The 24175-nt window shown below is 67.1% G+C and carries 24 protein-coding genes and 2 tRNA genes; 15 read left to right on the top strand and 11 right to left on the bottom strand.

Annotated features, from left to right (window positions below; genetic code table 11):
• Positions 1-75: 75 nt before the first annotated feature.
• Together AC3EDY_RS07905 and AC3EDY_RS07900 are read left to right on the top strand one after the other, a co-directional pair.
• Positions 76-972, top strand: coding sequence for a pirin family protein (locus tag AC3EDY_RS07905; RefSeq protein WP_488571940.1), 897 nt, complete (start codon positions 76-78; stop codon positions 970-972).
• A gap of 243 nt (positions 973-1215) precedes the next feature.
• Positions 1216-2058 (top strand): TorF family putative porin, encoded by an 843-nt coding sequence (locus AC3EDY_RS07900; protein ID WP_488572104.1) that lies wholly within the window; start codon positions 1216-1218, stop codon positions 2056-2058.
• Between the two features lie 99 nt (positions 2059-2157).
• On the opposite strand, the gene AC3EDY_RS07895 is transcribed toward AC3EDY_RS07900, so the two are convergent.
• The 4 genes from AC3EDY_RS07895 to der form a co-directional block, all read right to left on the bottom strand.
• Complete coding sequence (locus AC3EDY_RS07895; protein ID WP_488571939.1) at positions 2158-3531, bottom strand: ATP-binding protein; 1374 nt, start codon at positions 3529-3531, stop codon at positions 2158-2160.
• Positions 3532-3580: 49 nt separating this feature from the next.
• Positions 3581-4318, bottom strand: coding sequence for a response regulator (locus tag AC3EDY_RS07890; RefSeq protein WP_488571938.1), 738 nt, complete (start codon positions 4316-4318; stop codon positions 3581-3583).
• Between the two features lie 113 nt (positions 4319-4431).
• Entirely contained in the window at positions 4432-4875 is a 444-nt protein-coding gene (locus AC3EDY_RS07885; RefSeq protein ID WP_488571937.1) for a DUF983 domain-containing protein, read from the bottom strand.
• Positions 4872-6248: a ribosome biogenesis GTPase Der gene (gene der, locus AC3EDY_RS07880; RefSeq protein WP_488571936.1), complete on the bottom strand. Its 1377-nt coding sequence runs from the start codon at positions 6246-6248 to the stop codon at positions 4872-4874. Before der ends, AC3EDY_RS07885 begins: the two co-directional genes overlap by 4 nt.
• A 92-nt stretch (positions 6249-6340) precedes the next feature.
• On the opposite strand from der, the gene AC3EDY_RS07875 reads away from it, so the two are divergent.
• Positions 6341-7276 (top strand): CHAP domain-containing protein, encoded by a 936-nt coding sequence (locus AC3EDY_RS07875; protein ID WP_488571935.1) that lies wholly within the window; start codon positions 6341-6343, stop codon positions 7274-7276.
• Between the two features lie 34 nt (positions 7277-7310).
• Here AC3EDY_RS07875 and AC3EDY_RS07870 read toward each other — a convergent pair whose 3' ends face one another.
• The gene (locus tag AC3EDY_RS07870; RefSeq protein ID WP_488571934.1) at positions 7311-7637 is read right to left on the bottom strand and encodes a DUF3297 family protein; all 327 of its coding nucleotides are present in this window, start codon (positions 7635-7637) and stop codon (positions 7311-7313) included.
• A 113-nt stretch (positions 7638-7750) separates the two neighbouring features.
• Here AC3EDY_RS07870 and AC3EDY_RS07865 point away from each other — a divergent pair.
• Positions 7751-7825, top strand: a tRNA-Val gene (locus AC3EDY_RS07865).
• Positions 7826-7877: 52 nt separating this feature from the next.
• Here the strand turns inward: AC3EDY_RS07865 and AC3EDY_RS07860 are convergent.
• On the bottom strand, positions 7878-8687 hold the full coding sequence (locus tag AC3EDY_RS07860; protein WP_488571933.1) for an enoyl-CoA hydratase/isomerase family protein: 810 nt from the start codon (positions 8685-8687) through the stop codon (positions 7878-7880).
• A gap of 94 nt (positions 8688-8781) precedes the next feature.
• On the opposite strand from AC3EDY_RS07860, the gene serS reads away from it, so the two are divergent.
• The 7 genes from serS (at position 8782) to AC3EDY_RS07825 (ending at position 16304) form a co-directional block, all read left to right on the top strand.
• Positions 8782-10077 (top strand): serine--tRNA ligase, encoded by a 1296-nt coding sequence (serS, locus tag AC3EDY_RS07855; RefSeq protein WP_488571932.1) that lies wholly within the window; start codon positions 8782-8784, stop codon positions 10075-10077.
• A 4-nt stretch (positions 10078-10081) separates the two neighbouring features.
• Positions 10082-10873, top strand: a complete 792-nt coding sequence (locus AC3EDY_RS07850) for a peptidoglycan DD-metalloendopeptidase family protein (protein WP_488571931.1) — start codon at positions 10082-10084, stop codon at positions 10871-10873.
• 210 nt (positions 10874-11083) lie between these two features.
• Positions 11084-11806, top strand: coding sequence for a trehalose-phosphatase (otsB, locus tag AC3EDY_RS07845; RefSeq protein ID WP_488571930.1), 723 nt, complete (start codon positions 11084-11086; stop codon positions 11804-11806).
• Positions 11803-13602 carry a glycoside hydrolase family 15 protein gene (locus AC3EDY_RS07840; RefSeq protein WP_488571929.1) on the top strand — a complete coding sequence of 600 codons (1800 nt, stop codon included), beginning with the start codon at positions 11803-11805 and terminating at the stop codon, positions 13600-13602. Before otsB ends, AC3EDY_RS07840 begins: the two co-directional genes overlap by 4 nt.
• Entirely contained in the window at positions 13599-15008 is a 1410-nt protein-coding gene (locus AC3EDY_RS07835; RefSeq protein WP_488571928.1) for an alpha,alpha-trehalose-phosphate synthase (UDP-forming), read from the top strand. The genes AC3EDY_RS07840 and AC3EDY_RS07835 overlap by 4 nt, the downstream gene beginning before the upstream one ends.
• Before the next feature lie 84 nt (positions 15009-15092).
• Positions 15093-15872 carry a siderophore-interacting protein gene (locus AC3EDY_RS07830; RefSeq protein ID WP_488571927.1) on the top strand — a complete coding sequence of 260 codons (780 nt, stop codon included), beginning with the start codon at positions 15093-15095 and terminating at the stop codon, positions 15870-15872.
• 6 nt (positions 15873-15878) lie between these two features.
• Positions 15879-16304: a GNAT family acetyltransferase gene (locus tag AC3EDY_RS07825; protein ID WP_488571926.1), complete on the top strand. Its 426-nt coding sequence runs from the start codon at positions 15879-15881 to the stop codon at positions 16302-16304.
• Between the two features lie 34 nt (positions 16305-16338).
• Here the strand turns inward: AC3EDY_RS07825 and pgeF are convergent, their stop codons facing one another.
• The gene (gene pgeF, locus AC3EDY_RS07820) at positions 16339-17115 is read right to left on the bottom strand and encodes a peptidoglycan editing factor PgeF (protein ID WP_488571925.1); all 777 of its coding nucleotides are present in this window, start codon (positions 17113-17115) and stop codon (positions 16339-16341) included.
• The gene (pepN, locus tag AC3EDY_RS07815) at positions 17112-19727 is read right to left on the bottom strand and encodes an aminopeptidase N (protein WP_488571924.1); all 2616 of its coding nucleotides are present in this window, start codon (positions 19725-19727) and stop codon (positions 17112-17114) included. Before pepN ends, pgeF begins: the two co-directional genes overlap by 4 nt.
• A 73-nt stretch (positions 19728-19800) precedes the next feature.
• Here pepN and AC3EDY_RS07810 point away from each other — a divergent pair, with 73 nt between their 5' ends.
• Positions 19801-20703: a Rossmann-fold NAD(P)-binding domain-containing protein gene (locus AC3EDY_RS07810; RefSeq protein ID WP_488571923.1), complete on the top strand. Its 903-nt coding sequence runs from the start codon at positions 19801-19803 to the stop codon at positions 20701-20703.
• Here the strand turns inward: AC3EDY_RS07810 and AC3EDY_RS07805 are convergent.
• Both AC3EDY_RS07805 and AC3EDY_RS07800 read right to left on the bottom strand, forming a co-directional pair.
• Entirely contained in the window at positions 20604-21527 is a 924-nt protein-coding gene (locus AC3EDY_RS07805) for a DMT family transporter (protein WP_488571922.1), read from the bottom strand. The two genes, AC3EDY_RS07810 and AC3EDY_RS07805, sit on opposite strands and share 100 nt — an antisense overlap.
• On the bottom strand, positions 21524-22540 hold the full coding sequence (locus tag AC3EDY_RS07800) for a threonine aldolase family protein (RefSeq protein ID WP_488571921.1): 1017 nt from the start codon (positions 22538-22540) through the stop codon (positions 21524-21526). The genes AC3EDY_RS07805 and AC3EDY_RS07800 overlap by 4 nt, the downstream gene beginning before the upstream one ends.
• Before the next feature lie 72 nt (positions 22541-22612).
• Here AC3EDY_RS07800 and AC3EDY_RS07795 point away from each other — a divergent pair, with 72 nt between their 5' ends.
• The gene (locus tag AC3EDY_RS07795) at positions 22613-22909 is read left to right on the top strand and encodes a GNAT family N-acetyltransferase (protein WP_488571920.1); all 297 of its coding nucleotides are present in this window, start codon (positions 22613-22615) and stop codon (positions 22907-22909) included.
• A 30-nt stretch (positions 22910-22939) separates the two neighbouring features.
• Here AC3EDY_RS07795 and AC3EDY_RS07790 read toward each other — a convergent pair.
• A tRNA-Thr gene (locus AC3EDY_RS07790) sits at positions 22940-23014 on the bottom strand.
• A gap of 147 nt (positions 23015-23161) precedes the next feature.
• On the opposite strand from AC3EDY_RS07790, the gene AC3EDY_RS07785 reads away from it, so the two are divergent.
• Both AC3EDY_RS07785 and gpmA read left to right on the top strand, forming a co-directional pair.
• Positions 23162-23386: a hypothetical protein gene (locus AC3EDY_RS07785; protein ID WP_488571919.1), complete on the top strand. Its 225-nt coding sequence runs from the start codon at positions 23162-23164 to the stop codon at positions 23384-23386.
• 77 nt (positions 23387-23463) lie between these two features.
• Positions 23464-24150 carry a 2,3-diphosphoglycerate-dependent phosphoglycerate mutase gene (gene gpmA, locus AC3EDY_RS07780; protein WP_488571918.1) on the top strand — a complete coding sequence of 229 codons (687 nt, stop codon included), beginning with the start codon at positions 23464-23466 and terminating at the stop codon, positions 24148-24150.
• The last annotated feature ends 25 nt before the right edge of the window (positions 24151-24175 follow it).

Genomic DNA, 24175 nt, shown 5'->3' with positions numbered 1-24175 from the left:
CAGTGTTTCCTTGAACGGCGTCGATGCCTATTTCCGGTGCCGGCCCGGGAAGGGCATCAACGAGGGATCACTGCCATGACCATTCGCACGCCCGACATGCCGGGCATCGACTTTGCGCTGCTGCCGCCGGTCCGCGATCTGGGCGAAGGTTTCAAAGTGCGCCGCGCGCTGCCTTCTGCCCATCGCCGCATGGTGGGGCCGTTCATTTTCTTCGACCAGATGGGTCCGGCCGCGTTCGTCGGCGGCGAGGGGCTGGACGTGCGACCGCATCCGCACATCGGCCTCGCGACCGTGACCTATCTGGTGGAAGGCGAAATCCTGCATCGCGACTCGCTGGGTTATGTCCAGCCGATCCGTCCGGGAGAAGTCAACTGGATGACCGCGGGCCGCGGCATCGTCCATTCCGAACGCACGGGGCCGGACATACGCCGGCAGGGCGGCACGCTTTTCGGGCTTCAGGCCTGGGTCGCCCTGCCCGCTCATGCTGAGGAGACCGATCCCGCCTTTGCGCATCACAAGGCCGACAGCATTCCCGTGGGCGAAGCGGACAGCACGCGGCTGACGCTCATTGCCGGGCAGGTCGATGGCCTGACATCGCCGGTCGGGACGCTGTCGGACCTCGTTTATGCCGAACTGGTGATCGCGCCCGGGGGCCGTTACCGCGTGGCAAGCGATCATGTGGAGCGCGCGCTGTATGTCGTGACGGGCGAAATCGGCGTCGTCGGGCAGACCGGGCAATTCGCCACCAACGAGCTGATCGTGCTTAAGCCCGGTGCGGAGGTGGTGATCGAAACGGCAGCGGGGGCGCGCGTGATGTTCATGGGCGGGGAACCCTTTCCGGAAAAACGCCATATCTTCTGGAACTTCGTGTCCTCTCGGCCCGATCGGCTCGAGGCAGCCAAGGCGGACTGGAAAGCGGGGCGCTTTGCCACGGTGCCTGGAGAGCGGGAATTTATCCCCCTTCCCGAATGATGGTGTGACGCAGAAGCCACAGGTGCGACATAGCAATCTTTCGTCACGATACAGAAAAGAAACGGACAAGGCGCCGACGTAATCCAGTCACGTCGGCGCAACCTGCGGCCGGTGATGTCCAGGCTCTTTCTGGTCGTCACACGAGACGAGCAGGCGCCAACACGCAGGCGGAATCGTTTTCATCACCGAAAGGGAAGGACGTTTCCGATGACTCACCGCTCTGCATCCAGCCGGGCTTTCCGCATGGTATTGGCAACAACGCTGGCTGGTAGTTGCATGGCCATTGCCAATGTCGCCAAGGCGCAGGATACCGCGCCACCTTCGCCCATCACCATTTCCGGCAGCGCCGCCGTGGTCAGCGATTATCGCCTGCGCGGCGTCTCGCAATCCAACAACGGCTTTGCCTTGCAAGCCGGGGTGACCATTGCCCATGAAAGCGGTTTCTACGTCGGCACCTGGGGTTCGAACCTGGCCGGCTGGGGCACGTTCGGCGGCCCCAACCTGGAACTCGATGCCATCGGCGGTTTCAAGAAAACCTTCGGCCCGGCAACGCTCGACGTCGGCCTGACCTGGTACATGTATCCGGGCGGCGCGGCCAAGACCGACTTTGCCGAACCCTTCGTCAAGCTTTCCGGCACTATCGGCCCGGTTTCGGCGCTGGCCGGCGTGGCCTATGCACCCAAGCAGGAAGCGCTGGGCAAATGGTACAACTCGGGCGCCAGCTATGTGAACGGCGTGCCTGACCAGCCCAATGCCAAGAACGACAATCTCTATATCTGGACCGACGTCAGCACCGCCGTTCCCTCCACTCCGGTCACGCTCAAGGCGCACCTCGGCTATTCCGAAGGCAACCCGGGCCTGGGTCCGAACGGTACCAGCGTGGCGCCCACGGGCTCTTATGCCGATTGGCTGATCGGCGCGGATCTGGCGCTGGGCAAAGTGGTGCTGGGCGTTGCCTATGTCGATACCGACATCAGCAATGCCAAGGCGGCCTATCTGCGGCCCAACTTCACCAAGTTCCAGACGCAGGACGGCGAGTCGATCTCGTCTTCGCGCGTGGTATTTGCCGCAACCGTCAATTTCTGACGCGCGCGATAACCTGACAGGTCGATGACCCCACCGGCCCTGCCGGTGGGGTTTTTCCTATGGCAACCGTTTGCCCGGCTTCATGGGCCTTGCGCGCTATCATTTCCGTGCAGCAGCCGAAAGCTGGGCCGATCTGACGGGCAGGCGAACTGTCGCGATCAGCCCGGTTTCCCCTGTCCCGGTTGCACGATTGGCCAGAATCAGGGTGCCGCCTTCGGCCCGGATCGCCCGTTTCACGATTGCCAGGCCCAGGCCCATTCCCGGCGTATCGCGGCCGCGCGCCGCGTCGAGGCGAACGAAAGGCTGTGTCACGTCGTCAAGCCGGTCGGCCGGAATGCCCGGCCCGCGATCGGCCACCACCACTTCGGCCCATTCGCCCACCCGGGCCACCGTGACTTCGACATGACCGGCATAGTGCAGCGCGTTTTCCACCAGATTGCCCAGCGCGCGCCGCAGCGATATGGCACGCGCCTGGATGACCAGGCTATCCTCTCCTTCGTAGCTGGCATCGAGACCCTGGTCATAGGCATTGTCCACCAGCGTCATGGCCATGGCCGCCAGATCCACCGGTTCGGCCGGAATCTGCCGCCCTTCCCCTTCGACATAGGCCTGCAGCGAGGCAAGCAGATGCATCATCTCGTCGATGTCGTGCACCATGTCGGCATGCGTGGCGCGATCGAGCCCTGCATCGTCGAGCCGCAGGCGCAGGCGCGCGAGTGGCGTTCGCAGATCGTGGCCGATCGCCAGCATCGACTGCGTGCGATCCAGCATCTGCCGATAGATGCGGTTGTGCATGCGGTTGAACGCACGGATCAGGCGCCGGACCTCGTCCGGGCCGCGCTCGATAAGCGGCTCCGGCGGCCCCGCGCCGACGCGCCCGGTTGCCGCCACGAGGGCCTTGAGCGGGCGGATCGTCGCGCGGAACAGCACCCATGCCAGCAGAACGAGAAGCGGCGTAGGCACCAGCAGCACGGCCAGGCGCCCGGCGTTCAGCGTCCAGGCCTCGCTTGCCTGGGTGTGGAACACCATGCCCGATCCGTCGTCGAGCAGCATCGCTCCATCGACGGACCCGGGCGAAGTCAGGGCATGCAGCGCAAAGCGGGGGTCCGCTGCCGCCAGTTCGGGCGCGGCGTCCAGAACCCGGGCACGCAGCCGGTCATGCGGCAGGGCCATGTCGGCCGTGGCCAGCCGCGGTTTCCACGTGACCGAAAAGCGGGGTGAAGAGAGCCGCGCGGCGAGAGCCGGGCGCGCGGCAGGCTCCGCCGCTTCCAGTGCACGACCGGCAATCACAAGATTTTCGGCGATCCGCGCAGCATCGTCGCTGCGCAGGGCAAAGTTGGTGGCGCGATCGAACAGGATGGCATTGGCGCCGAAATCGACCGCTGCCATCAGGACCAGGATCGACAGCAATCGCTCGGGCAACCCGAAGCGGCGCGTCGCCCGGCGCAGCCACAGCCCGCGGCGGCTGATCATCGGCGTGACGGCAACGGGTGCGGCGGCACGGCAGTCAGCGTGCGGGGCGTCAATTCCTGACGACCTGGGCCTTGAACATGTAGCCCACCCCGCGCACCGTAGCGATCGGCGCCTCGCCCCCTGCCGCGGTCAACTTGCGGCGCAGGCGCGAGACCAGCACGTCGATGCTGCGGTCGGAACTGTCGCCCAGCCGCGTGCGCGACAATTCGATCAACCGTTCACGCCCCAGCACGCGTTGGGGCTGGGCCACGAACGTGGCGAGCAGATCGAATTCGGCGCCCGTCAGATCGACCATGACGCCGCCCGGCGCATGGAGTTCGCGCCGGGCGAGCGACAGGGTCCAGCCGTCGAACTGGATCTCGCTGGCGCGCTCGCCAGGCTCCGTGGTGGCAAGGCCGTCGGCGCCCTGCGCGCCGCGGCGCAGCACGGCGCCCACGCGCGCCACCAGTTCGCGCGTGCCGAACGGCTTGGCCAGATAGTCGTCCGCGCCGAGTTCCAGCCCCAGCACACGGTCCTCCTCGCTGCCGCGCGCGGAAATGAAAATGATCGGCACGTCGCTCAATCGGCGCAGCTTGCGGAACAGTTCGATCCCGCTGGTGCCCGGCAGCATGATATCGAGCACCACGAGATCGGCCGGGGCACTGTCGAGCAGTACCCACATTTCCGCGCCGGTTGCCGCGGGGCGAACTTCATAGCCATGTTCGCGCAATGCGCGCGATGCCAGCGTGCGGAGCGGACCATCGTCTTCGACAAGGACGATGGACGGGGCAAGACGTGTGGCCAGCATGGCAGTGCTACGCAGATGCGCTCCCTCGGTTCCCGGCGTGATCGCAGGTCACTCCGGCCTATCTTGCGCACAGAAGCGTTCTCGGCAAGCGCCGAAGGGCGCTTGGCCAGCTATTACGATTCGTTGCGGACAGGCGCGACATCTTGCTCGGGCTGGATTTGTGCGCCAGCCATGCCCTTGCCGGCCGCGCCGGCAAAACCATGCAGGCCCAGCCACCATTGCAAGGCGATCACCGCGCCCTTGGCCGGCTGCAACAAGCCCAGCACCAGGGTGATCGTCATGGCCAGGCACAGAACCAGCATCGCCAGCCATGGAAGCGCGGTGTGGAGGCCAAGCGTGACGATCACCGGCGCCATGACATGGCCCGTCACCAGAATCGCCAGATAGGGCGGAAAATCATCGGCACGATGGCCGTCCCACACCTGCCCGCATGCCGGGCATTGCGATTGCGGCCTGACCCAGCGCGCAAACAGCGGGGCCTCGGCGCAGCGCGGGCAACGCCCCTGGCCCGCGCGCCACACTGCCTCCGCCAGGTTGCGGGGAAGGCCGGCCGTCACTTCTTGTCGAACGGGTTCTTGGGGCTGCGCAGCGTAAGCCGGATCGGCACGGCGTCGAAGCCCAGGTCCCGGCGAATGCCGTTGATCAGATAGCGGCGATAGCTTTCGGGCAGTTGGTCCAGCCGCGTGCCGAACAGCACGAAGCCCGGCGGACGTGTCTTGGCCTGGGTGATATAGCGCAGCTTGATGCGCCGCCCGCCCGGCGCCGGTGGCGGATTGGCAGCCAGGGCATCGTCGAACCAGCGGTTGAGCGCGGCGGTCGGCACGCGCCGGCTCCATGCGTCGCGCAAAGTGAAGGCCGCGGCCAGCAGGTTATCCAGCCCCTTGCCGGTGCGCGCCGAAACCGCCACCAGCGGCACGCCGCGCACCTGCGCCAGGCCATCGTCAAGGGCCTGGCGCACGCCGTTGAACAGGCCGCTGGCATCCTGCGCCACGTCCCACTTGTTGATCGCGATCAGCAGGGCGCGCCCTTCTTCCAGCACCATTGCGGCGATCTTGAGATCCTGGTGCTCCAGCCCGCGCGTGGCATCGAGCAGCAGGACCACCACTTCGGCAAAATCGATCGCCCGCCGGGCATCGGCAACCGACAGCTTTTCCAGCTTGTCGATCACCTGCGCCTTCTTGCGCATGCCCGCCGTATCGATCAGCCGGATCGGGCGGGCGTCGCCATCCCGGGGATCGATCCAGGTCCAGTCGATGGCGATCGAATCGCGGGTAATGCCGGCCTCCGGGCCGGTAAGCAGGCGGTCTTCGCCCAGAAAACGATTGATCAGCGTGGATTTGCCGGCATTCGGCCGGCCCACCACTGCCAGCTTGAGCACGGCCCGGGGGTCGTATTCGACGTCCTCCTCGGAAACGGCTTCGTCCTCGTCCGGCGGCTCGCCGATATGGGGCAGCAGGGCCTCGAACAGATCGCCCATGCCTTCGCCATGTTCGGCCGAGATCCCGACCGGATCGCCAAAGCCCAGCGAGAACGCTTCGAACAGGCCATGGTCGCCCGCGCGCCCTTCGGCCTTGTTGGCAACGAGAATCACCGGCACGTCGTACCCGCGCAGGTAACGGCCGATTTCCGCGTCAAGCGGGGTGAGACCGGCGCGCGCATCGATCACGAACAGCGCCACGTCCGCCCCTTCCAGCGAGGCTTCGGTCTGCATCCGCATCCGTCCCGGCAGGCTCGACGGGTCCTCGTCTTCCCAACCGGCCGTATCCACGATCGTGAATTCCAGGCCCAGCAATGTGGCGTCGCCGAAACGACGGTCGCGAGTTACGCCGGGCTGATCGTCCACCAGCGCCAGCTTCTTGCCGACAAGCCGGTTGAACAGCGTGGACTTGCCGACATTGGGCCGCCCGATGATGATAACCTGGGGTCGCATAGCCCCCGTTGGCCCGGCTTTACGCCAAAGGCAAGCAGGCGTTGCGCCGCGACGATGCATCGGTTCAGATCGTAAAGTGATCGTTAACCATCATGGTCAGGCAAATATTGACCATTCCCCCGCAAAAGGCCGTCATGGTGTGCTGGACGGGAACAAAACCGCTGGGCCTGATTGCGGGGGCAATCGCGGGAGCGGTATCGATCGCGGGGCTTTTTGCCCCTGGCTCTGCCATCGCCGCGCCGCTCGCGGTCATCGCCGGCCCAGATGCGGCTGACGACGCGTCGTCCGACCAGGCCGGCGATACCGGCGCGCTCCCTTACTTGCAATGCGTGCCTTATGCACGCCAGGTCTCCGGCATCCGGCTCTACGGCGATGCCCATACCTGGTGGGATCAGGCGGCCGGCCGCTACGAACGCGGTTTCGTGCCCCGGCAGGGTGCGGTCATGAGTTTTCACCCCTATGGCGCGATGCGCCTGGGCCATGTCGCCATGGTCAGCCGGGTGATCGATTCGCGCACCGTCCTGCTGTGCCATGCCAACTGGTCTCCGATCAATGGCGCCCGCGGGCAACGCGAAGACGATGTCCGCGCGGTCGACGTTTCGGATGCCAACGACTGGAGCGAAGTGCGCGTCTGGTATGCTCCGATCCAGGCGCTGGGCACCACGCATTGGCCGGTCGACGGCTTTATCTACAACCGTATGCCCCCGAGGCGCCCGGGCATCGGTGCGCCCTTGCGGCTCACCACGGCGTCATTCGGCCGCCCTGCCACGCAAGGCATGCCGATGCCCCGCCAGACCCTGGCCGCGCTGCCAGCGCCGGGCGGCCCCCGCCGCCGCATCGACGCCGATTTCCTCAGGGACGATTTCTTCAGGGATGGGGACGCGCAACCGGCACCCGGGCCAGCCGTGCGCCAGCGCACGCCCGCGCCCCGCCCGGTCTCGGCCGCGGCATCATTGGCCGACGACCCGATCGGCCGCATCATCGCCAGCCGCATGGGCCGCGGCAACGCCACAGGTCGCGCGCGCTGAGTTACCCCAGCCGTCGCTAAACTTGCGCTGCCGTTCAGGCCCTGGCCACCGGCGCGGTCTCGCCAAGATCTTCGTACCAGGCCTCTACCAGGCCGGAAAGCTTGATCGTCAGAGGATTGCCTTTGCGATCCATGGTCTTGCCGGCCTGGACGCGCACCCAGCCTTCGGAAATGCAATATTCCTCGACATTGTTGCGCACGGCGCCCTTGAAGCGGATGCCTACGCCGCGGCCCAGTTTCTCCGCATCGAAGAACGGGCTGCGCGGGTTGATCGCCAGCCGGTCGGGCGGCAGGTCTGCCCCGGTCGTGGCGGCATTGGCGGGGCTGCCCGCATCATCGGGCGTGTCGATTGCATCGGTCATGGTTGAGCGAAATATCTTCACATGCCCACTTGTCAACGCTGTGCAACGCCATTAGACGCCCGCTCCACACCCGGGACCGGCCATGATCGCCGCCGCGGGTGCGCCACGTCGGCGGGCGCGTAGCTCAGCGGTAGAGCACACCCTTCACACGGGTGGGGTCACAGGTTCAATCCCTGTCGCGCCCACCATCGGCCCGCGGCCCATGGCGGCAGCCGGTGCCCCTCGACATCCGGTTTCGCGCTATCGCCCGGTAAAGTGCGCCGCGCGGCGTTCGAACACGGCGGCCACTCCTTCGGCATAGTCGGCGGTTTCGCGCAGCAGCGCCTGCCGTGCCAGTTCATGGTCCAGTGCGGCTGCAACGTCCTTTGCCAGGCCGCGCGCCAGCGTGGCGCGCACGTCGACCAGGGCGAGCGGGCCATTGGCGGCGATCTGGTGCGCCATGGCAAGAGCTGCTTCGTCCAGGTCATCCGCGGCGGCCACGCGATCGACCAGGCCCCACTCCAGTGCCCGTTCCGCTTTCACCCGTTCGGCGGACAGCATCATCCAGGCGGCGCGCTGCGCGCCGATCACGCGCGGCAGGGTACAACTGATCGCGAATCCGGGGTGAAAGCCCAGTGCCACGAAATTGGCGCAGAACCGGGCGTCCGGGCTGGCGACGCGGAAATCGGCCGCCAGCGCCAGGCCCAGCCCGGCTCCCACCGCCGCGCCGTTTATTGCCGCGACCATCGGCTTGTGCCGGGAAAACAGGCGCAGGGCATGATCGTAGAGCCGGCGAATGGCGGCAAGCCCTTCCGGCCCGTTTCTACCCGCCGCGCCGCTCACCAGATCCGCGCCGGCGCAAAATGTCCTGCCCTGCGCGCGCAGCACGATGCAGCGCACCTGCCGGTCTGCGTCCATCGCCTCAACCGCATCGGCGATCGCGCCCAGAAGCTCCACCGAAAGGAAATTGAGCGGCGGATTGGCAAGCGTGACGATGCCGAGCGCATCGGACACCTGGATATCGAGGCCCGGTGCGTCCGGTGTCGCAGTGTGGGGCTGGGTCTGGTTCATGGCGCGACCCTTTGCGCATCGGCGGCAGGCAGACAAGTGCAAATGCCCAAGCCCGATTGCATCCCCGCGCCCTTGCGGGCATAGCGCGGCCACCATGCACGATATCCGCCTGATCCGCGAAAACCCCGACCGCTTCGATGCTGCCCTTGCCCGCCGCGGCGTGGCGCCGGTTTCGGCCGATATGCTCGCACTCGACGCGCGCCGGCGCGACTTGGCCACCCGCCTTCAGGAAATGCAGAGCCGCCGCAACGAAGCATCGAAGCTGATCGGCACGGCCATGGCCAGGGGCGACGGGGACACGGCCGCAGCGCTGAAGGCCGAAGTGGCTGCGCTCAAGACCACGCTGCCCGTGCTGGAAGACGAAGAACGCCAGCTTTCCGCGCAGGCCGCCGCCGCGCTAGCCGCGCTGCCCAACCTGCCTGCGGACCACGTACCCGACGGCGAGGACGAGGCCGGCAACGTGGAAGTGGCGCGCTGGGGCACGCCGCGCGTTTTCGCCTTCGCGCCCAGGGAGCATGCCGATCTCGGCCCGGCGCTGGGGCTGGATTTCGAAACAGGCGCGTTGATTTCCGGCGCGCGCTTCACCTTTCTGCGCGGCCAGATGGCGCGTTTGCAGCGCGCGCTGGCGCAGTTCATGCTGGACCACCAGACCGCGGTGAACGGCCATGTGGAATGTGCCCCGCCGCTGCTGGTGAAGGACGAAGCGGCATTCGGCACGGGGCAGCTTCCCAAGTTTGCCGAAGACCTGTTCCGCACCACCGACGGGCGGTGGCTGATCCCCACGGCCGAAGTGTCGCTGACGAACTCGGTGCGCGAGCAGATTCTGCCCGCCGCTGCGCTGCCGTTGCGCCTGGTCGCGCTGACGCCGTGTTTCCGTTCCGAAGCGGGCGCGGCCGGGCGCGATACGCGGGGCTACATTCGCCAGCATCAGTTCGACAAGGTGGAGCTGGTCACCATCTGCCGCCCCGAAGAGGCGCAGGCCGAGCACGAACGGATGACGGCTGCCGCCGAATCCGTGCTCCAGGCGCTGGACCTGCCCTATCGCAAGCTGCTGCTGTGCGCGGGCGACATGGGCCCTTCCGCGCGCGTCACTTATGATCTGGAAGTATGGCTGCCGGGACAGGGCAGCTATCGGGAAATCTCTTCATGTTCCGATTGCGGCGATTTCCAGGCGCGGCGCATGAACGCGCGGTATCGCCCGGACCATGACCAGAGCGGCGGCGGTAAAGGCACCGCGTTCGTCCACACACTCAACGGATCGGGGCTGGCCGTAGGCCGCACGCTCGTCGCCGTGCTGGAAAACTATCAGCAGGAAGACGGTTCGGTCGACGTACCGGGTGTGCTAGCGCCCTATATGGGCGGGATCACCCGCCTGATCCCCCAAAGCTGAAGCCATGGCACGCGCGCGGCGGCATGGCCTGGGCTTCCTGCTCGCGCTGCTGCCGGTCGCGCCCGCTACGGCGCAGCGGCCGGTGCCGCCCCGGCAGCCTCCGTCCCTGGCGCTGGCGGCGGAAAGGCCGATCATCGCCTGGACTTATGTGGTGCAGCCAGGCGATACCTTTGCTGCGATCGCCCGCCGCATGGGGGTGTCGATGCAGGCCCTGGCCGCCGAAAACAATGTGCCGCTGCCCTATCTGATCACCCAGGGGCAAGTGCTGCGCCGCCCGTCGCCCGCCGGAACAGCCAGAGCGCCGGCACCGGCCCAGCACCGTGCGCCGCTTCCGCAGCCCCCGGCCCCGCCGCGACGCCCCGCGCCCACGCCATCACACGCCCCTGCCCGCGAAGCAGGCGCGCCGCGCCTGGCCTGGCCCACGTCGGGCGCGATCATCGGCCGCTATGGCGTGGCCGCCGCCGGGGGATCGGGCAGCCGTCCCAACAACGGCATCGATCTGGCGGCTTTCCCCGGCACGATGGTCTATGCCGCCGCCGCGGGCCGCGTGATCTTTGCCGGGCAGGAGCCGGAGCGGTTCGGCCAATTGATCCTGATCGATCATGGCGGCGGCTGGGTCACCGCCTATGCCTATCTCGGCCGGGTAGACGTGAAGGAAGGGCAGATGGTTGCCGCGCGCCAGCCGATCGCCCATATCGGCAGAAGCGGGGAAGCGAGGCGCCCCACGCTTCATTTCGAATTGCGGCGCGACAACGTGCCGCGCGATCCCGCGCCCTATTTTCCGGCGCGCCTCTAAAGACAGACAGGCCGCTCGCCGTTTCACAACGCAGCGTTTTGAAACAATTGCTTACCGGGCGCAGCCTGACGTCAGCGGGAACAAAGCCGCCCTCTCGCCATTGGTGCAGCGCATCAGCCGCCAGCGCCAAGGAGCGTCGTCATTTCCCTGATCGCCACCCAGCCCGCCCTGCTTCCCGCGCCATGCCGCCGCCTGCTCGACCAGGGCACCGTGTTTCTCGACCTCGACGGGACCCTGCTCGAGTTGGCCGACGATCCCGAGGCCGTCCGGGCCGATGGCGCCACACGGGTGCTGCTCGCCGATCTGGCGCAGCGGCTCGATGGCCGGCTGTCGATCGTCAGTGGCCGCTCGCTCGCGCAGATCGACCGCATTCTCGGTCCGATTGCCCAGGCTTTGCCGGTCACCGGCAGTCACGGCCTGGAATATCGCTGGAACGACACCTTGGCCCGGCCCGAACGCCTGCCGGTGCTGGATGATGTGGCGCGCGATTTCGCCACCCTGGCCCGTGCCTGGCCAGGCTGCCTGGTGGAAGAGAAATCGTACGGGGTGACGTTTCATTGGCGCCTGGCCCCCGACGCACGCCAACCGGCCCAGGCGCTGGCCGTACATCTGGCCAATGTCCACGCGCTCAAGATCCAGCACGGCAAGGACATGGTGGAACTGCGCATGCCCGGCGGCGACAAGGGCCAGGCCGTGCGCCGGTTGATGGCCCGCGATGGCATGATCGGCACGCAACCGGTGTTCTTCGGCGACGATCTGACCGACGAGGCCGGCTTTGCCGCAGCCCGGGCTTTGGGCGGGCACGGTGTTCTGGTGGGCGCCCGTGCGCTCGACGGCAGCAGCACCGCCGCCACGCTGGCGCTGCCATCGCCGGCCGCCGTTCGCGCTTTCCTGCGTACGTTCGCCGATACCCCGGCAGAGGCCCGTGAATGAGGCAGGCGAGCGTTGATCTGTGGCCGATCGGCAATTGCCAGGTGGCCGGAATGATCGACCGGGCGGGCAGCATCGTCTGGGGCTGCGTGCCGCGCCTCGACGGCGATCCCGCCTTCTGCGCGCTGCTGGACGACAAACCCGCGATCGATCCGGCAGCGCGGGGCTTGTGGACGATCGGCCTGGACGATGCCGTGTCCATTACCCAGCACTACATTCGCAACACGCCAGTGCTGGTGACGCGCCACACCGATGCCCAGGGCGGCACGATCGAAGTGGTGGATTTCTGCCCGCGCTACCGGAACCATGGCCGCATGTACCGTCCGGTGGCCTTTGCCCGGATCGTGCGGCGCCTGGCCGGCAGCCCCCGCATCCGCGTTGCCCTGCGGCCGGCCAGCGAATGGGGTGCGGCCGTGCCCGCGCAGACCAGCGGTTCGCATCACACCCGCTATCTGCTTCAGGACATCACCCTGCGCCTCACCACCAATGCGCCAATAGGCTGGATAAACGACGAGCGCCCGTTCCGGGTGGAACGCACGCTCTATTTCTTCCTTGGTCCCGATGAAAGCTTTGCCAACGACCTGGGCCACGGCCTTGAGGAAATGCTGGCGCGCACGATCGCGGAATGGCGGCAGTGGACCCGCGGCCTGGCAACGCCACTGGAATGGCAGGAGGCGGTGATCCGCGCGGCGATCACGCTCAAGCTTTGCCAGTTCGAGGAAACCGGCGCGATCGTGGCGGCATTGACCACCTCGATTCCCGAGCACGCCGATTCCGGGCGCAACTGGGACTATCGCTTCTGCTGGATCCGCGATGCTTATTACACCATCCAGGCGCTCAACCGGCTGGGCGCGCTCGATGTGCTCGAAGGCTATCTGGAATATCTGCGCAACGTGGTGGAAAGCGCGCGGGGCGGGCATATCCAGCCGCTCTACGGGCTGGGCGGCGAAGACCGCCTGACCGAACGCGTGGCCGGGGCGCTGCCCGGCTATCGCGGCATGGGCCCGGTGCGCGTGGGCAATCAGGCCTATGAACAGATTCAGCACGATGCCTATGGCCAGATCGTGCTGTGCAACACCCAGGCGTTCATCGACCAGCGGCTTTACCGCATGGCCGGCATGGCCGATTTCGAAGCGCTGGAAGCCGTGGGAGAGCGCGCCTTCCAGGTCTATGACCAGCCCGATGCGGGCCTGTGGGAACTGCGCACGCGCGCCCATGTCCACACCTATTCGGCGGCGATGTGCTGGGCCGCGTGCGACCGGCTGGCCACGATCGCGAGCGCGCTCGCCCTGCCTGACCGCGCCGCTTACTGGCAGGGGCGAGCCAGCACCATCCGCGCCACGATCGAAGCACGCGCCTGGCGCCCGGAAACGCAGCGCTTTTCCGCCACGTTCGGCGGCGACGATCTGGACGCAAGCCTGATCCAGTTGCTCGACATGCGGTTCCTGCCGCCCGACGATCCCCGCTTTGGAGGAACTCTGCGCGCGGTGGAGGAAGGCTTGCGCCGGGGCAGCCACATGCTGCGCTATGCCAGCGAAGACGATTTCGGGCTGCCCGAAACCGCGTTCAATGTCTGCACGTTCTGGCTGACCGAGGCGCTGCATGCCACCGGTCGTGCCGAAGAAGGCCGCGTGCTGTTCGACGAGATGCTGTCGCGACGCACCGCCGCCGGCCTCCTTTCCGAAGACATCGACCCCGTTTCCGGGGAACTGTGGGGCAATTACCCGCAAACCTACTCGCTCGTCGGCCTGATCAATTGCGCCGGCTTGTTGAGCAAGCCATGGAGTGCCGTGAGGTGAAGCGCCTGATCGTCGTTTCGAACCGCGTCCAGCCCCCCAGCGAGGACGAACCCGGCAACCAGGGCGGGCTGACCGTCGCACTGTCGACCGTGCTGCGCGAAAGCAACGGCATCTGGTTCGGCTGGTCGGGCGGGGAAACCGAAAGCTTCACCGGCCATATCAATTTTCAGAAATCGGCCGGCGTGACCACCGCGACGGTGGATCTGGAACCGCAGGACATCCACGAATACTACGATGGCTTTGCCAACCGCACGCTGTGGCCGCTGTTCCACTACCGCGTCAGCCTTGCCGAATTCGAACGCGGGTTTGTCGACGGTTATGAACGCGTCAATACCCGCTTTGCCGATACGCTGCTGCCGCTGATCACCCAAGACGATCTGGTGTGGGTGCATGATTACCACCTAATCCCGCTGGGCCACCGACTTCGCGAGCGGGGCGTGGCAAACCGCATCGGCTTTTTCCTGCATATCCCCTGGCCGCCGATGGCCCTGATGGTGTCCCTGCCCAATCACCGGGAACTGGTCGAATCGCTGTTCGCCTATGACGTGGTAGGCTTTCACACTCCGGATTGGCTGGAAGGCTTTCTCGACTATGTGCGCGGGCAGACAGACGCGGAAATCGGCGAAGACGGGGCGATTTCCTGGCAGGGACGCACGCTGCGGGCCGTGGTCTGCCCGATCGGCATCGATGCCCGCGAATTCGCTCAGACGGCCGATAGCCCGGTTGCCGAAGACATGCGCCGCCGGATGGAGCAAAGCGCGGGCGGCCGCGCGATGATCGTGGGCGTGGACCGCCTGGACTATTCCAAAGGCCTGCAGGAACGCTTCACCGGCTACGAGCGCCTGCTTGCGCAGCGGGAGGATCTGCACGAGAAGGTCTTCCTGCTCCAGATCGCCCCGCCCAGCCGCGAAAGCGTGCAGACCTATCAGGAAATCCGCGCCAGCCTCGATGCCCTGTCGGGACGGATCAACGGCGAATTTTCCAGCGTGGAATGGGTGCCTTTGCGCTATGTCAACAAAGGCTATTCGCGCGATGTGCTGGCCGGGGTCTATCGCGCGGCCAAGGTGTGCCTGATCACGCCCCTGCGCGATGGGATGAACCTGGTGGCCAAGGAATTCGTCGCCGCGCAGGACCCGGCCGATCCGGGGGTACTGGTCCTGTCGAACTTTGCCGGCGCCGCCGTGCAACTGCGCGAAGCCGTGCTGATCAATCCCTACAGCCCGGAAGAGATCGCCGACGCCCTTGCCCAGGCACTGACCATGCCGCTGGCCGAGCGCCAGGCCCGCTGGCAGGCCCTGATGGACGTGGTGCTGAAGGAAGACGTGATGTGGTGGCTGGCCCGGTTTCTGGCCGCGCTCGACCCGGGGGAAACCGGCCAGCTGGTGCTTGACGAACAGCAATCCTGATCTGGCCGATCCCGAAGTTGCCGCGGGGCTTGCCAAAGCGCGCTCGAAGGTGGATTGCGCTTCCTTGAGAGAGGATCCGCGACAATGACCATCGAAACCCAAGCCGCCGACACGTCTGTGCCCGCGATCCGCCGCCTGCGCCACGAACTGGCGCGGCGCACGCTGCGTATCGTCCGTCACGAACGGCTTACGCCCAACATGATCCGCATCGTGGCGCAAGGCCCCGAACTCGATGGCTTCGTCAGCGGCGCGCCCGACGATCACGTCAAGATCATCGTCACCGATGCGCAGGGGCAGATGGTGCTGCGCGATTACACCCCGCGCCATCACGATCGTGCGGCCGGTACCCTGACGATCGACTTCTTCGACCACGAAGGCGGCCCTGTTTCCGACTGGGCCCGCGCGGCCAGCGTGGGCGATCCCATCGTCGTCGCCGGCCCGCGCGGCTCCCAGGTGATCGAAGGGCCAATCGCGCACTGGCTGCTGGTGGGCGACGAAACCGCCCTTCCGGCGATAGGCCGCCGGGTGGAGGAATTGCCCGCGGGCGTTGCCGCCACGGTGATCGCTGCCGTTCCGGGGCCGGCCGACGAACAGGTTTTTGCCAGCGCCGCCACGCTGGACGTGCGCTGGGTCCATCGCGACAGCCTGGCCGCCACCGATTCGGCGCCGTTGCTGGCCGCGCTGGCACAGGTGAACCTGGTCCCGGGCACTTTCGTCTGGCTGGCCGCCGAGGCCGGCGTGGCACGCGCCGCGCGCGAATATCTGGTCGAGACGCGCGGTCTGGACCGGCGCTGGATCAAGGCGGCCGGCTATTGGGTAGCGGGCGAGGCCGACGCGTCCACCAAGGAACTTGGCGAAAGCTGACCGCCGATGACCCAGCCCGTGCTGCGCGAAGCAGGCCCCGCCGATGCTCCTGCGGTAATTGCCCTGTGGCAGGCGGCGGGCTTGACGCGGCCCTGGAACGATCCCGCCACCGACTATCGCCTGGCCATGGAAAATCCGGCCAGCGCGGTGCTGGTGGCCGACATCGACGGCGCGCCTGCCGCCACGATCATGATCGGTTATGACGGCCACCGCGGCTGGGTCTATTACCTGGGTGTGGCGCCTGCGTTCCGCCGCCGGGGTCTGGGCCGCATGCTGATGCACGCTGCGGAGGCATGGATGACGGCGCGGGCCTGCCCCAAGCTGATGCTGATGGTGCGCGCCGAGAACCTGGCCACCAAGGCGTTCTATGCCGCGCTCGGCTATGAAACGCAGGCCGTGGAAACGCTGGGCCGGCGACTGGACGGGCGCTGAGCCTGCGGGAAAAGCATCGCCAGCGAAAGCATCGCTAGCGCAGGCCGATCAGCGAGATTTCGCGGCCATAGCCCGGCTCGCCGGCATGGGTGGCACGGCGGAACGAGAAAAAGCGGTCGGGCTGGGCATAGGTGTCTTCGTCCAGCATGCCCACCACGCCGACACCGAACGCGTGAAGCCGCTGCGCGACATAGCCAGGCAGATCGAACCAGGCGTGGCCGGCACGCCCCGCCTTGAAGAAGCGCGCGTTCTCGGCCGCCTGTTGCACGAAGCGGGCTTCGAACGCGCTATCCACTTCATAGCTTTTCTGGCCGATGCACGGCCCCACCACGGCCGCGATCGCAGCGCGATTGGCGCCCAGCGCTTCCATCGCCTCCACCGTGCGGTCGGTCACCCCATCGATGGCGCCGCGCCAGCCGGCATGGGCCGCGCCGATCACGCCCGCGTGGGGATCGTGAAACAGCACCGGCGCGCAATCGGCGGTCAGAATGCCTAGAAGCAGCCCCGGCTGATCGGTCACCAGGGCATCGGCACGCGGGCGATCGGCTTCATCCCACGGCCGGGAAACCGTCACGACATCGGGCGAATGCACCTGATAGGCGCAAACCAGCGTGGCACCGGGCAGCACGGCCGCCACCGCGCGGTGGCGGTTTTCGGCCGTGGCGGCCGGATCGTCCTCGCTGCCCCAGCCCACGTTGAGGCCGGCGTGAATGCCGGCGGAAACCCCGCCGCGACGGCCCAGAAAGCCATGCGCCACCCCGGCCAGGGCGGGATGCGTCAGCACCTCCACCGCCATGCCCGGCGCGCTCATCCTTCCAGGCTCTTGCCGACCTGCTCGCGCACGTCACGCGACAGACGGGGCGCGGCGGCAATGCGCTCCAGTTCTGCCCGCATCAGCGCGGCGCGGGCCGGTTCGATCCGGCGCCAGCGGCCCAGCGGGGCAACGAAGCGCGCGGCGACGTTGCCGTTGATCGGATCCAGGGCCAGAATCAGATCGGCGATCAGGCGATAGCCGGCGCCATCGGCGGTGTGGAACGCATGGGAATTGGCAGCAAAGGCCATATAGAGCGCGCGCACGCGGTTGGGATTGGTCAGAGTGAAATCGGGATGTTGCGCCAGTGCGCGCACATGATCGAGCACATCGGGGTGCAGCGATCCGGCCTGGAGCGAAAACCATTTGTCGATCACCAGGCGGTTTTCGGCAAACCGGGCACGAAAGTTCGCCAGGGCTTCGTCGCGCTCTGGCAGATCGAGCCCGCACAGCACCATCAGCGCACCCTGGCGATCGGTCATGTTGTCGGCGGCGTCGTATTGCGCCTTGGCACGACGCCCGGCCTCCACCGAGTCTGCCGCCGCCAGATAGACGAGAGCCTGGGTCTTCAGCTTGCGCGCACCGCGCGCGGCGGCATCAAGACCATAGGGCACCGCGCTGCAACGATCGTGCAGATCGCGCCAGGCCTGGCCCAGTTCTCGGCCCAGCCAGGCCTTCAGGGACTCCCGCTCGGCATGGACGCGGGCCGGATCGGCCTGATCGATCTGCTCGGCGACATAGGCCGCGCCGGGAAGCATGACCAGCTCGCCCCGCATGAGATCGTCGAGCCCGCGATCGGCCAGAACAGCCCTCAGCGCGCCGCCGATGGCCACGCGGCCGGCATCGCGCGCGGCATCGTCGAGCCGCCCTTCCACCGCCGCAACCAGATGCTGCACCACCAGTTGCTGCATCGCTTCGTAGCGGGCAAAGGCATCGTCATCGTGCGCCGCCAGGAACACCAGGTCTTCCACGCTTTGCAGCGCATTGATCGTCACCGGCGCGGAAAAGCCGCGGTTGAGCGAAAGCACCGGCGCGCGGGCATGGCCCTCGAACGTGAACTGCTGCGCGGCCTGCGTCAGCACGATCAGGTGTTCGCCGGCGTGGCGGCCGCTGGCGCGATCGAACAGGGCCGTGCGCAGCGGGATCACCATGGGCTGCTTTTCCGGCTGGCCCGGCGTGGGTGGCACCGTCTGCCGCAAGGCCAGCGTCACCGTGCCGGTGGCGGCATCGTGAGTCATCGTCACGTCGACCTGCGGAGTGCCGGCCTGCTCGTACCAGCGGCGGAACTGAGTGAGATCGAGCCCGGCGCCGTCTTCGATGGCCTTGATGAAATCCTCGCACGTCGCCGCCTCACCGTCGTGCCGGTCGAAATAGAGATCGGTGCCCTTGCGGAACCGTTCCGGCCCGGCCAGCACGGTCATCATCCGGATCACCTCGGCACCCTTGTTATAGACGGTGGCCGTGTAGAAATTGTTGATTTCCTGATAGGAATCCGGCCGGATGGGATGGGCCAGCGGCCCTGAGTCCTCGGAAAACTGGGCGCTGCGCAGAACGCGCACGTCCTCGATCCGTTTGACCGGGGCCGATCCGTGATCGGCCGAGAACTGCTGGTCGCGCAGCACGGTGAAGCCTTCCTTCAGGGAAAGCTGGAACCAGTCGCGGCAGGTGACGCGATTGCCCGACCAGTTGTGGAAGTATTCGTGCGCCACCACGCCTTCCACGTTGTCGTAATCCGCATCGGTGGCGGTTTCGGGATCGGCCAGGACATAGCGGCTGTTGAAGATCGTCAGCCCCTTGTTCTCCATCGCGCCCGAGTTGAAATCGGAGACCGCCACGATGTTGAACAGATCCAGATCGTATTCGCGGCCATAGGCTGTCTCGTCCCATGCCATCGACGCGATCAGCGAGCGCATGGCGTGGGCCGTGCGGGTTTCGTCCCCGGGGCGGACCCAGATCGCCAGATCCACCTTGCGGCCCGATGCGGTGGTGAACGTATCGCGCGTGGCCACCAGATCGCCGGCCACCAGGGCAAAGAGGTACGACGGCTTGGGCCAGGGATCGTGCCAGACCGCCCAGTGAGTGCCATCGTCCTCCTCGCCGCTGTCCATCGGATTACCGTTGGACAGAAGCACCGGGAACGCGGCCTTGTCGGCCGTGAGCGTTACCGTATAGCGGCTGAGGACATCCGGCCGGTCAGGAAAGAACGTGATACGGCGAAAGCCCTCGGCCTCGCACTGGGTGCACAGCAGCCCGCCCGAGGCATAGAGGCCGGAAAGCTGGGTATTGGCAACAGGATTGATCGTGGTTTCGATCGTCACCTGGTGCGCGCCGCCCGGCAGATCGATCACCAGATCATCGCCATCCATCGACCAGGCATGGCAAGGTTCGCCATCGACGGCGACGCTTTGCGCCGCCAGGCCATCGCCATTGAGCCGCAAGGGGCCGCCCGCCTCTCCAACCACGGGATTGCGTTCGACGTCGAGCGTTGCCGTCACCTGCGTTGCCGTGGGATCGAGCAGGAAATCGAGCGCGATATCGGGCACCAGCCAGGCAGGCGGGCGATAGTCGGCGCGATGGATCACGACGGGCGGCTGGGTGGCGGGGTCTTTCATTCCCCAGACTTAGGAAGCCGGACGCGGCGGGGCAATTGAGCAAATGCGAAACAGCGGATAATTGCCTGTGCCCATGGACACGCGCCAGAGCAGCAGGCACCCGGATCGCGACGATGAACGAGGCGAGGCAGGCCGCGCCTTCGTCTTTGGCATGGGCTATGCCGCGCAGGTCCTGGCCCGTGCCCTGCGCGCGCGCGGTTGGCAGGTGGAAGGGACCGGGCGGGCCGGAACGATCGATTTTGCCGATCGCGCCGCCGTTCACGCCGCGCTGGCGCGTGCCAGCCACGTGCTGTCTTCGGTGCCGCCGGTACGGGAAAGCGGCGATCCGGTGCTCGATGCCTATGGCACCGCGCTGCGTGGCTTGGAGGAAGCATGGCTGGGCTACTGGTCCTCGACCGGGGTCTACGGCGATGCTCGCGGCGCCTGGGTGGACGAGACCGCGCCTATCGGCGGCGGTCGCCGTTCCGCGCGGGTTGCGGCGGATCTGGCCTGGCAGGCGCTGTCCCCCGCGGTGCGCATTCTGCGCCTGCCCGGCATCTATGGCCCGGGGCGCAGCGTGATCGACCGGCTGCGCGATGGCACGGCCCATCGCATCGTCGCACCCGGCCAGGTGTTCAGCCGCATCCATGTGGACGACATTGCCGGCGCGACCATGGCCGCCTTTTCCGCCCCGCCCGGCATCTACAACCTGGCCGACGAGGAACCCGCCAGCCAGAACGCGGTGGTGGAGGAAGCCGCGCGGCTCACCGGTCTGCCCCTTCCGCCCCTGCAGACGGCGGACGAGGCCGGGCTATCCCCCGTGGCGCGGGGCTTCTATGCGGAAAGCCGCCGCGTGGCGGCGGGCAAGGCGCGGCGCGTGCTGGTCTGGCGGCCGCTCTACCCCACGTATCGCGAAGGATTGCGCGCCTTGAGCGCCATGACCAGGCCCAACATGGCCAGCGCAGACCCCGCCACGGCCAGCAACGACCAGCGATAGCCCTCGAACACGGTGGACAGCGCCATGGCCACCACCGGCACCAGCACCCCGTTATAGGCGGCCCGGCCCGCGCCCATGTCCTTCAGCAACTGGAAATAGAGCGGGAACGTGATCACCGACCCCACGAGGCTGAGATAGAGCACGCCTGAAACGTAGGGCCAGTTGCGGTCGATCACCGGCGGCCCCGACAGCGCCAGGGCGATCATGCCGTCAGCCAGCGTGCCGATCGCCATGGCCCAGGCAAGGATCGGCAGTATCGGCCGCTCCCGCGCCGCGCCCGAAGCCTGCATGACATTCGCGACCGACGCGCCGAGGATCGAGACGGTCACCAGCCCAATGCCGAGCCAAGGGGCGTTGGTGACGGGCGCCACGCGTATCTCGTGCCACAACAGCAGGGCAATGCCCCCCAGCGCCACCGACGATCCGGCCCAGAAGCCACGTGCCACCCGCTGCCCCAGGAACAGCCGCGCCAGCACGGCATTGGGCACCATCAACAAGGCATAGAGCACTGCCACCAGTCCGGAAGTGAGATGTTGTTCGGCCGGATAGAGGAACTGATAGTTGAGCGTGAAATGAAACAGGCCGATGCCCGCTGCCAGAAGCCAGCCCTGGCGATCGAGCACGGGCCGCTCACGGCGCAGGAACACCAGCGCGAACATCCCCGCTGCCGATATGGCAAAACGGTAACAGACCGACCAGGCCGGCGGCACCGTGCCGGCCTGGCCCTTGATCACCAACCAGGTGGAACCCCAGATCAGCGCGACCGCCAGGAACGGCGCGACGACGCCCGGCCGCCACAGGGTTTCCGGCGCTTCGGCGCTCATAAGCCGCGAATCGCGCGCGCCAACGCGGAAACGTGCGCCGGGTCGCTGTTCCAAGCCGTGACCAGCCGCGCCGCGCCCGGCGTGCCCGCGGGGGCCGGCCAATCGTAGAAATCGAACCCGGCGCCGCGCAGTGCGGTCTTTTCCGCATCCGACAAGATCGCGAAGACTTCGTTGGCCTCGACCACGTGCAGCAGCCGCCCGGCGCAGGCATCGGCGAGTTCGCATGCGGCGGCATTGGCGGCCCGGGCGTTGGCCAGCCACAGATCGTCCTTCAGCATGGCCAGGATCTGTGCCGCCAGATAGCGGCCCTTGGATTGCAGGTGCCCCGCGCGCTTGCGGCGAAAACGGATCACGTCGGCAAGATCCTGATCGAACAGCACAACCGCTTCTGCCCCCAGCCCCCCGTTCTTGATGAAGCCGAAGCTCAGCGCATCGACTCCGGCCCGCGCGGTCAGCGCCGCCGGGTGGCAATCGAGAAAAGCCACGGCGTTGGCAAAGCGCGCGCCATCCATATGCAGCAGAAGACCACGCTGGCGTGCCAGCGATCCGATCGCGGCCACGTCGTGCGGGCGATAGGCGCGTCCATATTCACTGGCCTGGGTGATCGAGACGGCATGGGGTTGCACCTGGTGAACTCCGGGACCGATCGGATCGATCGCCGCCGCAATGCTGTCCGGGGTCAGCAGCGCGCCTTCCCCCTGGGCCAGGATCAACTTGGCGCCATGCAGGAAAAAACCCGGCGCGCCGCCTTCGTCCGTTTCGATATGCGCCTCGCGGTGACAGACCACCCCGCCATGCGGCGGCACCATCGCGCTCAGCGCCAGGCAGTTGGCCGCCGTGCCCGTCGCCACCCACAGGGCCGTGCAAGGCGTCTCGAACAGTGCGGTAAACGCCTCGTCCAGCGCGCGGCTCTGCGCATCGGCGTCATAGGGAAAATCGGGCGCATCGGCAGCCCGCATCGCCGCCCACACATGAGGATGGACGCTGGCGGCATTGTCGGAGAAAAAGTGCATGGAAACCGACATGGCCGGGAAGGCGTTCTGCGGTCAAGCCACCCCGTGCCGGTGGCCAGCGGGAGAAGCAGCGTGACCGACACCGTTTCGATCACTCACGAAGACAACGGCAGCCACGGCGCCTATCGCGCGACCATTGCCGACGCCACCGCGCAAGGGGTGCTTACCTGGCGCGAAGCGGCGCCCGGCGTGGTCGTGGCCGATCATACTCTGGTGCCCACCGCGATCAGCGGACGCGGCGTGGCTGCACGCCTGGTCGAGGCGCTGATTGCCGACGCGCGCGAACGGGGATGGAAGATCGTACCAGCCTGCAGCTATGTTGCCGCGCAGTTCCGCCGGCACCCCGAATGGGCCGGTCTGCATGCGTGATTGGGGCCGGCGTATTGCCCAGCATGGAAATGGTGCTGCTGGGGAGGATTGAACTCCCGACCTCAGCCTTACCAAGGATGCGCTCTACCACTGAGCTACAGCAGCACACCATTTCCGCGAAAGCCGGGGCGCTTGGCAGCCGGCTTTGCCCGGCGGCAGGTGCCCGCCGGTGGAGGCGCGCTATTGGCCGCAGGCCTGGGCAAAGTCAAGCGGGCTTGCCGACAAAAAATTCCCGCGGCAAGAAGCCTGGCCATGACCGGATCGCCATTGCCCCCTTCGTCGCCGCAACCGCCGACTCTCAGCCGCGAGGCACGCCTGGCCGAGCGTCTGCGGGAAAATCTGCGTCGTCGCAAAGCCCAGGCGCGCGCGCTGGCGGCGGCCGGGGGCACGGCCGGGGCCAGGGCCGAAGCGGGGGAGGTGGCCGTAGGCGGGGCGGCGGCCGATCCCGTCGTGAACCCGCGCGAACCCGGGGCTTAGAGCCCGAGCCGCTTTTCAAAACGGCACTGGCCCGCTAGTGGCCGCTTTCCTATCCGTTCTTGCAGCAGGATGCCTCGATGCCCCGTCTGATCCTGATTCGTCACGGCCAATCGCAATGGAACCTGGAAAACCGCTTTACCGGCTGGTGGGACGTGGATGTGACCGAAAAGGGTGCGGCCGAGGCCGTGGCCGCCGGCCGGCTGCTGAAAGACAAGGGCTTGCTGCCCACCGTGGCCTTCACCTCGCTGCAGACCCGCGCGATCAAGACGCTGCATCTGGCGCTGGAAGCGGCCGGGCGCCTGTGGATACCCGAAACCAAGGACTGGCGCCTGAACGAGCGCCATTATGGCGGCCTTACCGGGCTGGACAAGGCCGAGACGGCTGCCAAGCATGGCGACGAGCAGGTCAAGGTGTGGCGCCGCAGCTTCGACGTGCCGCCCCCGGTGCTGGAGGCCGGCAGCGCGTTCGATCTGGCCGGCGATCCACGCTATGCCGGGATTGCCGTGCCGGCGACCGAAAGCCTCAAGGACACCATTGCCCGGGTGCTGCCGGCCTATGACGCGCTGATCGCGCCCGCGCTCAAGGCCGGGGAGACGGTGATCGTTTCGGCCCATGGCAATTCGCTGCGGGCCTTGGTCAAGCACCTTTCGGGCATATCGGACGCCGCTATCACCGGCCTTGAAATTCCGACCGGGCAGCCCATCGTCTATGAACTGGACGAAGGCCTGGCCGAACTGGAACGCTATTACCTGTCCGAACGCTGAAAATGTCCGTGCCGGATCGAGGGGA

The organism is Novosphingobium sp. DS6-6 (genome assembly GCF_057784975.1).
The sequence above is the reverse complement of the archived record's forward strand: the minus strand, read 5'-3'. Positions and strand labels throughout refer to the sequence as shown.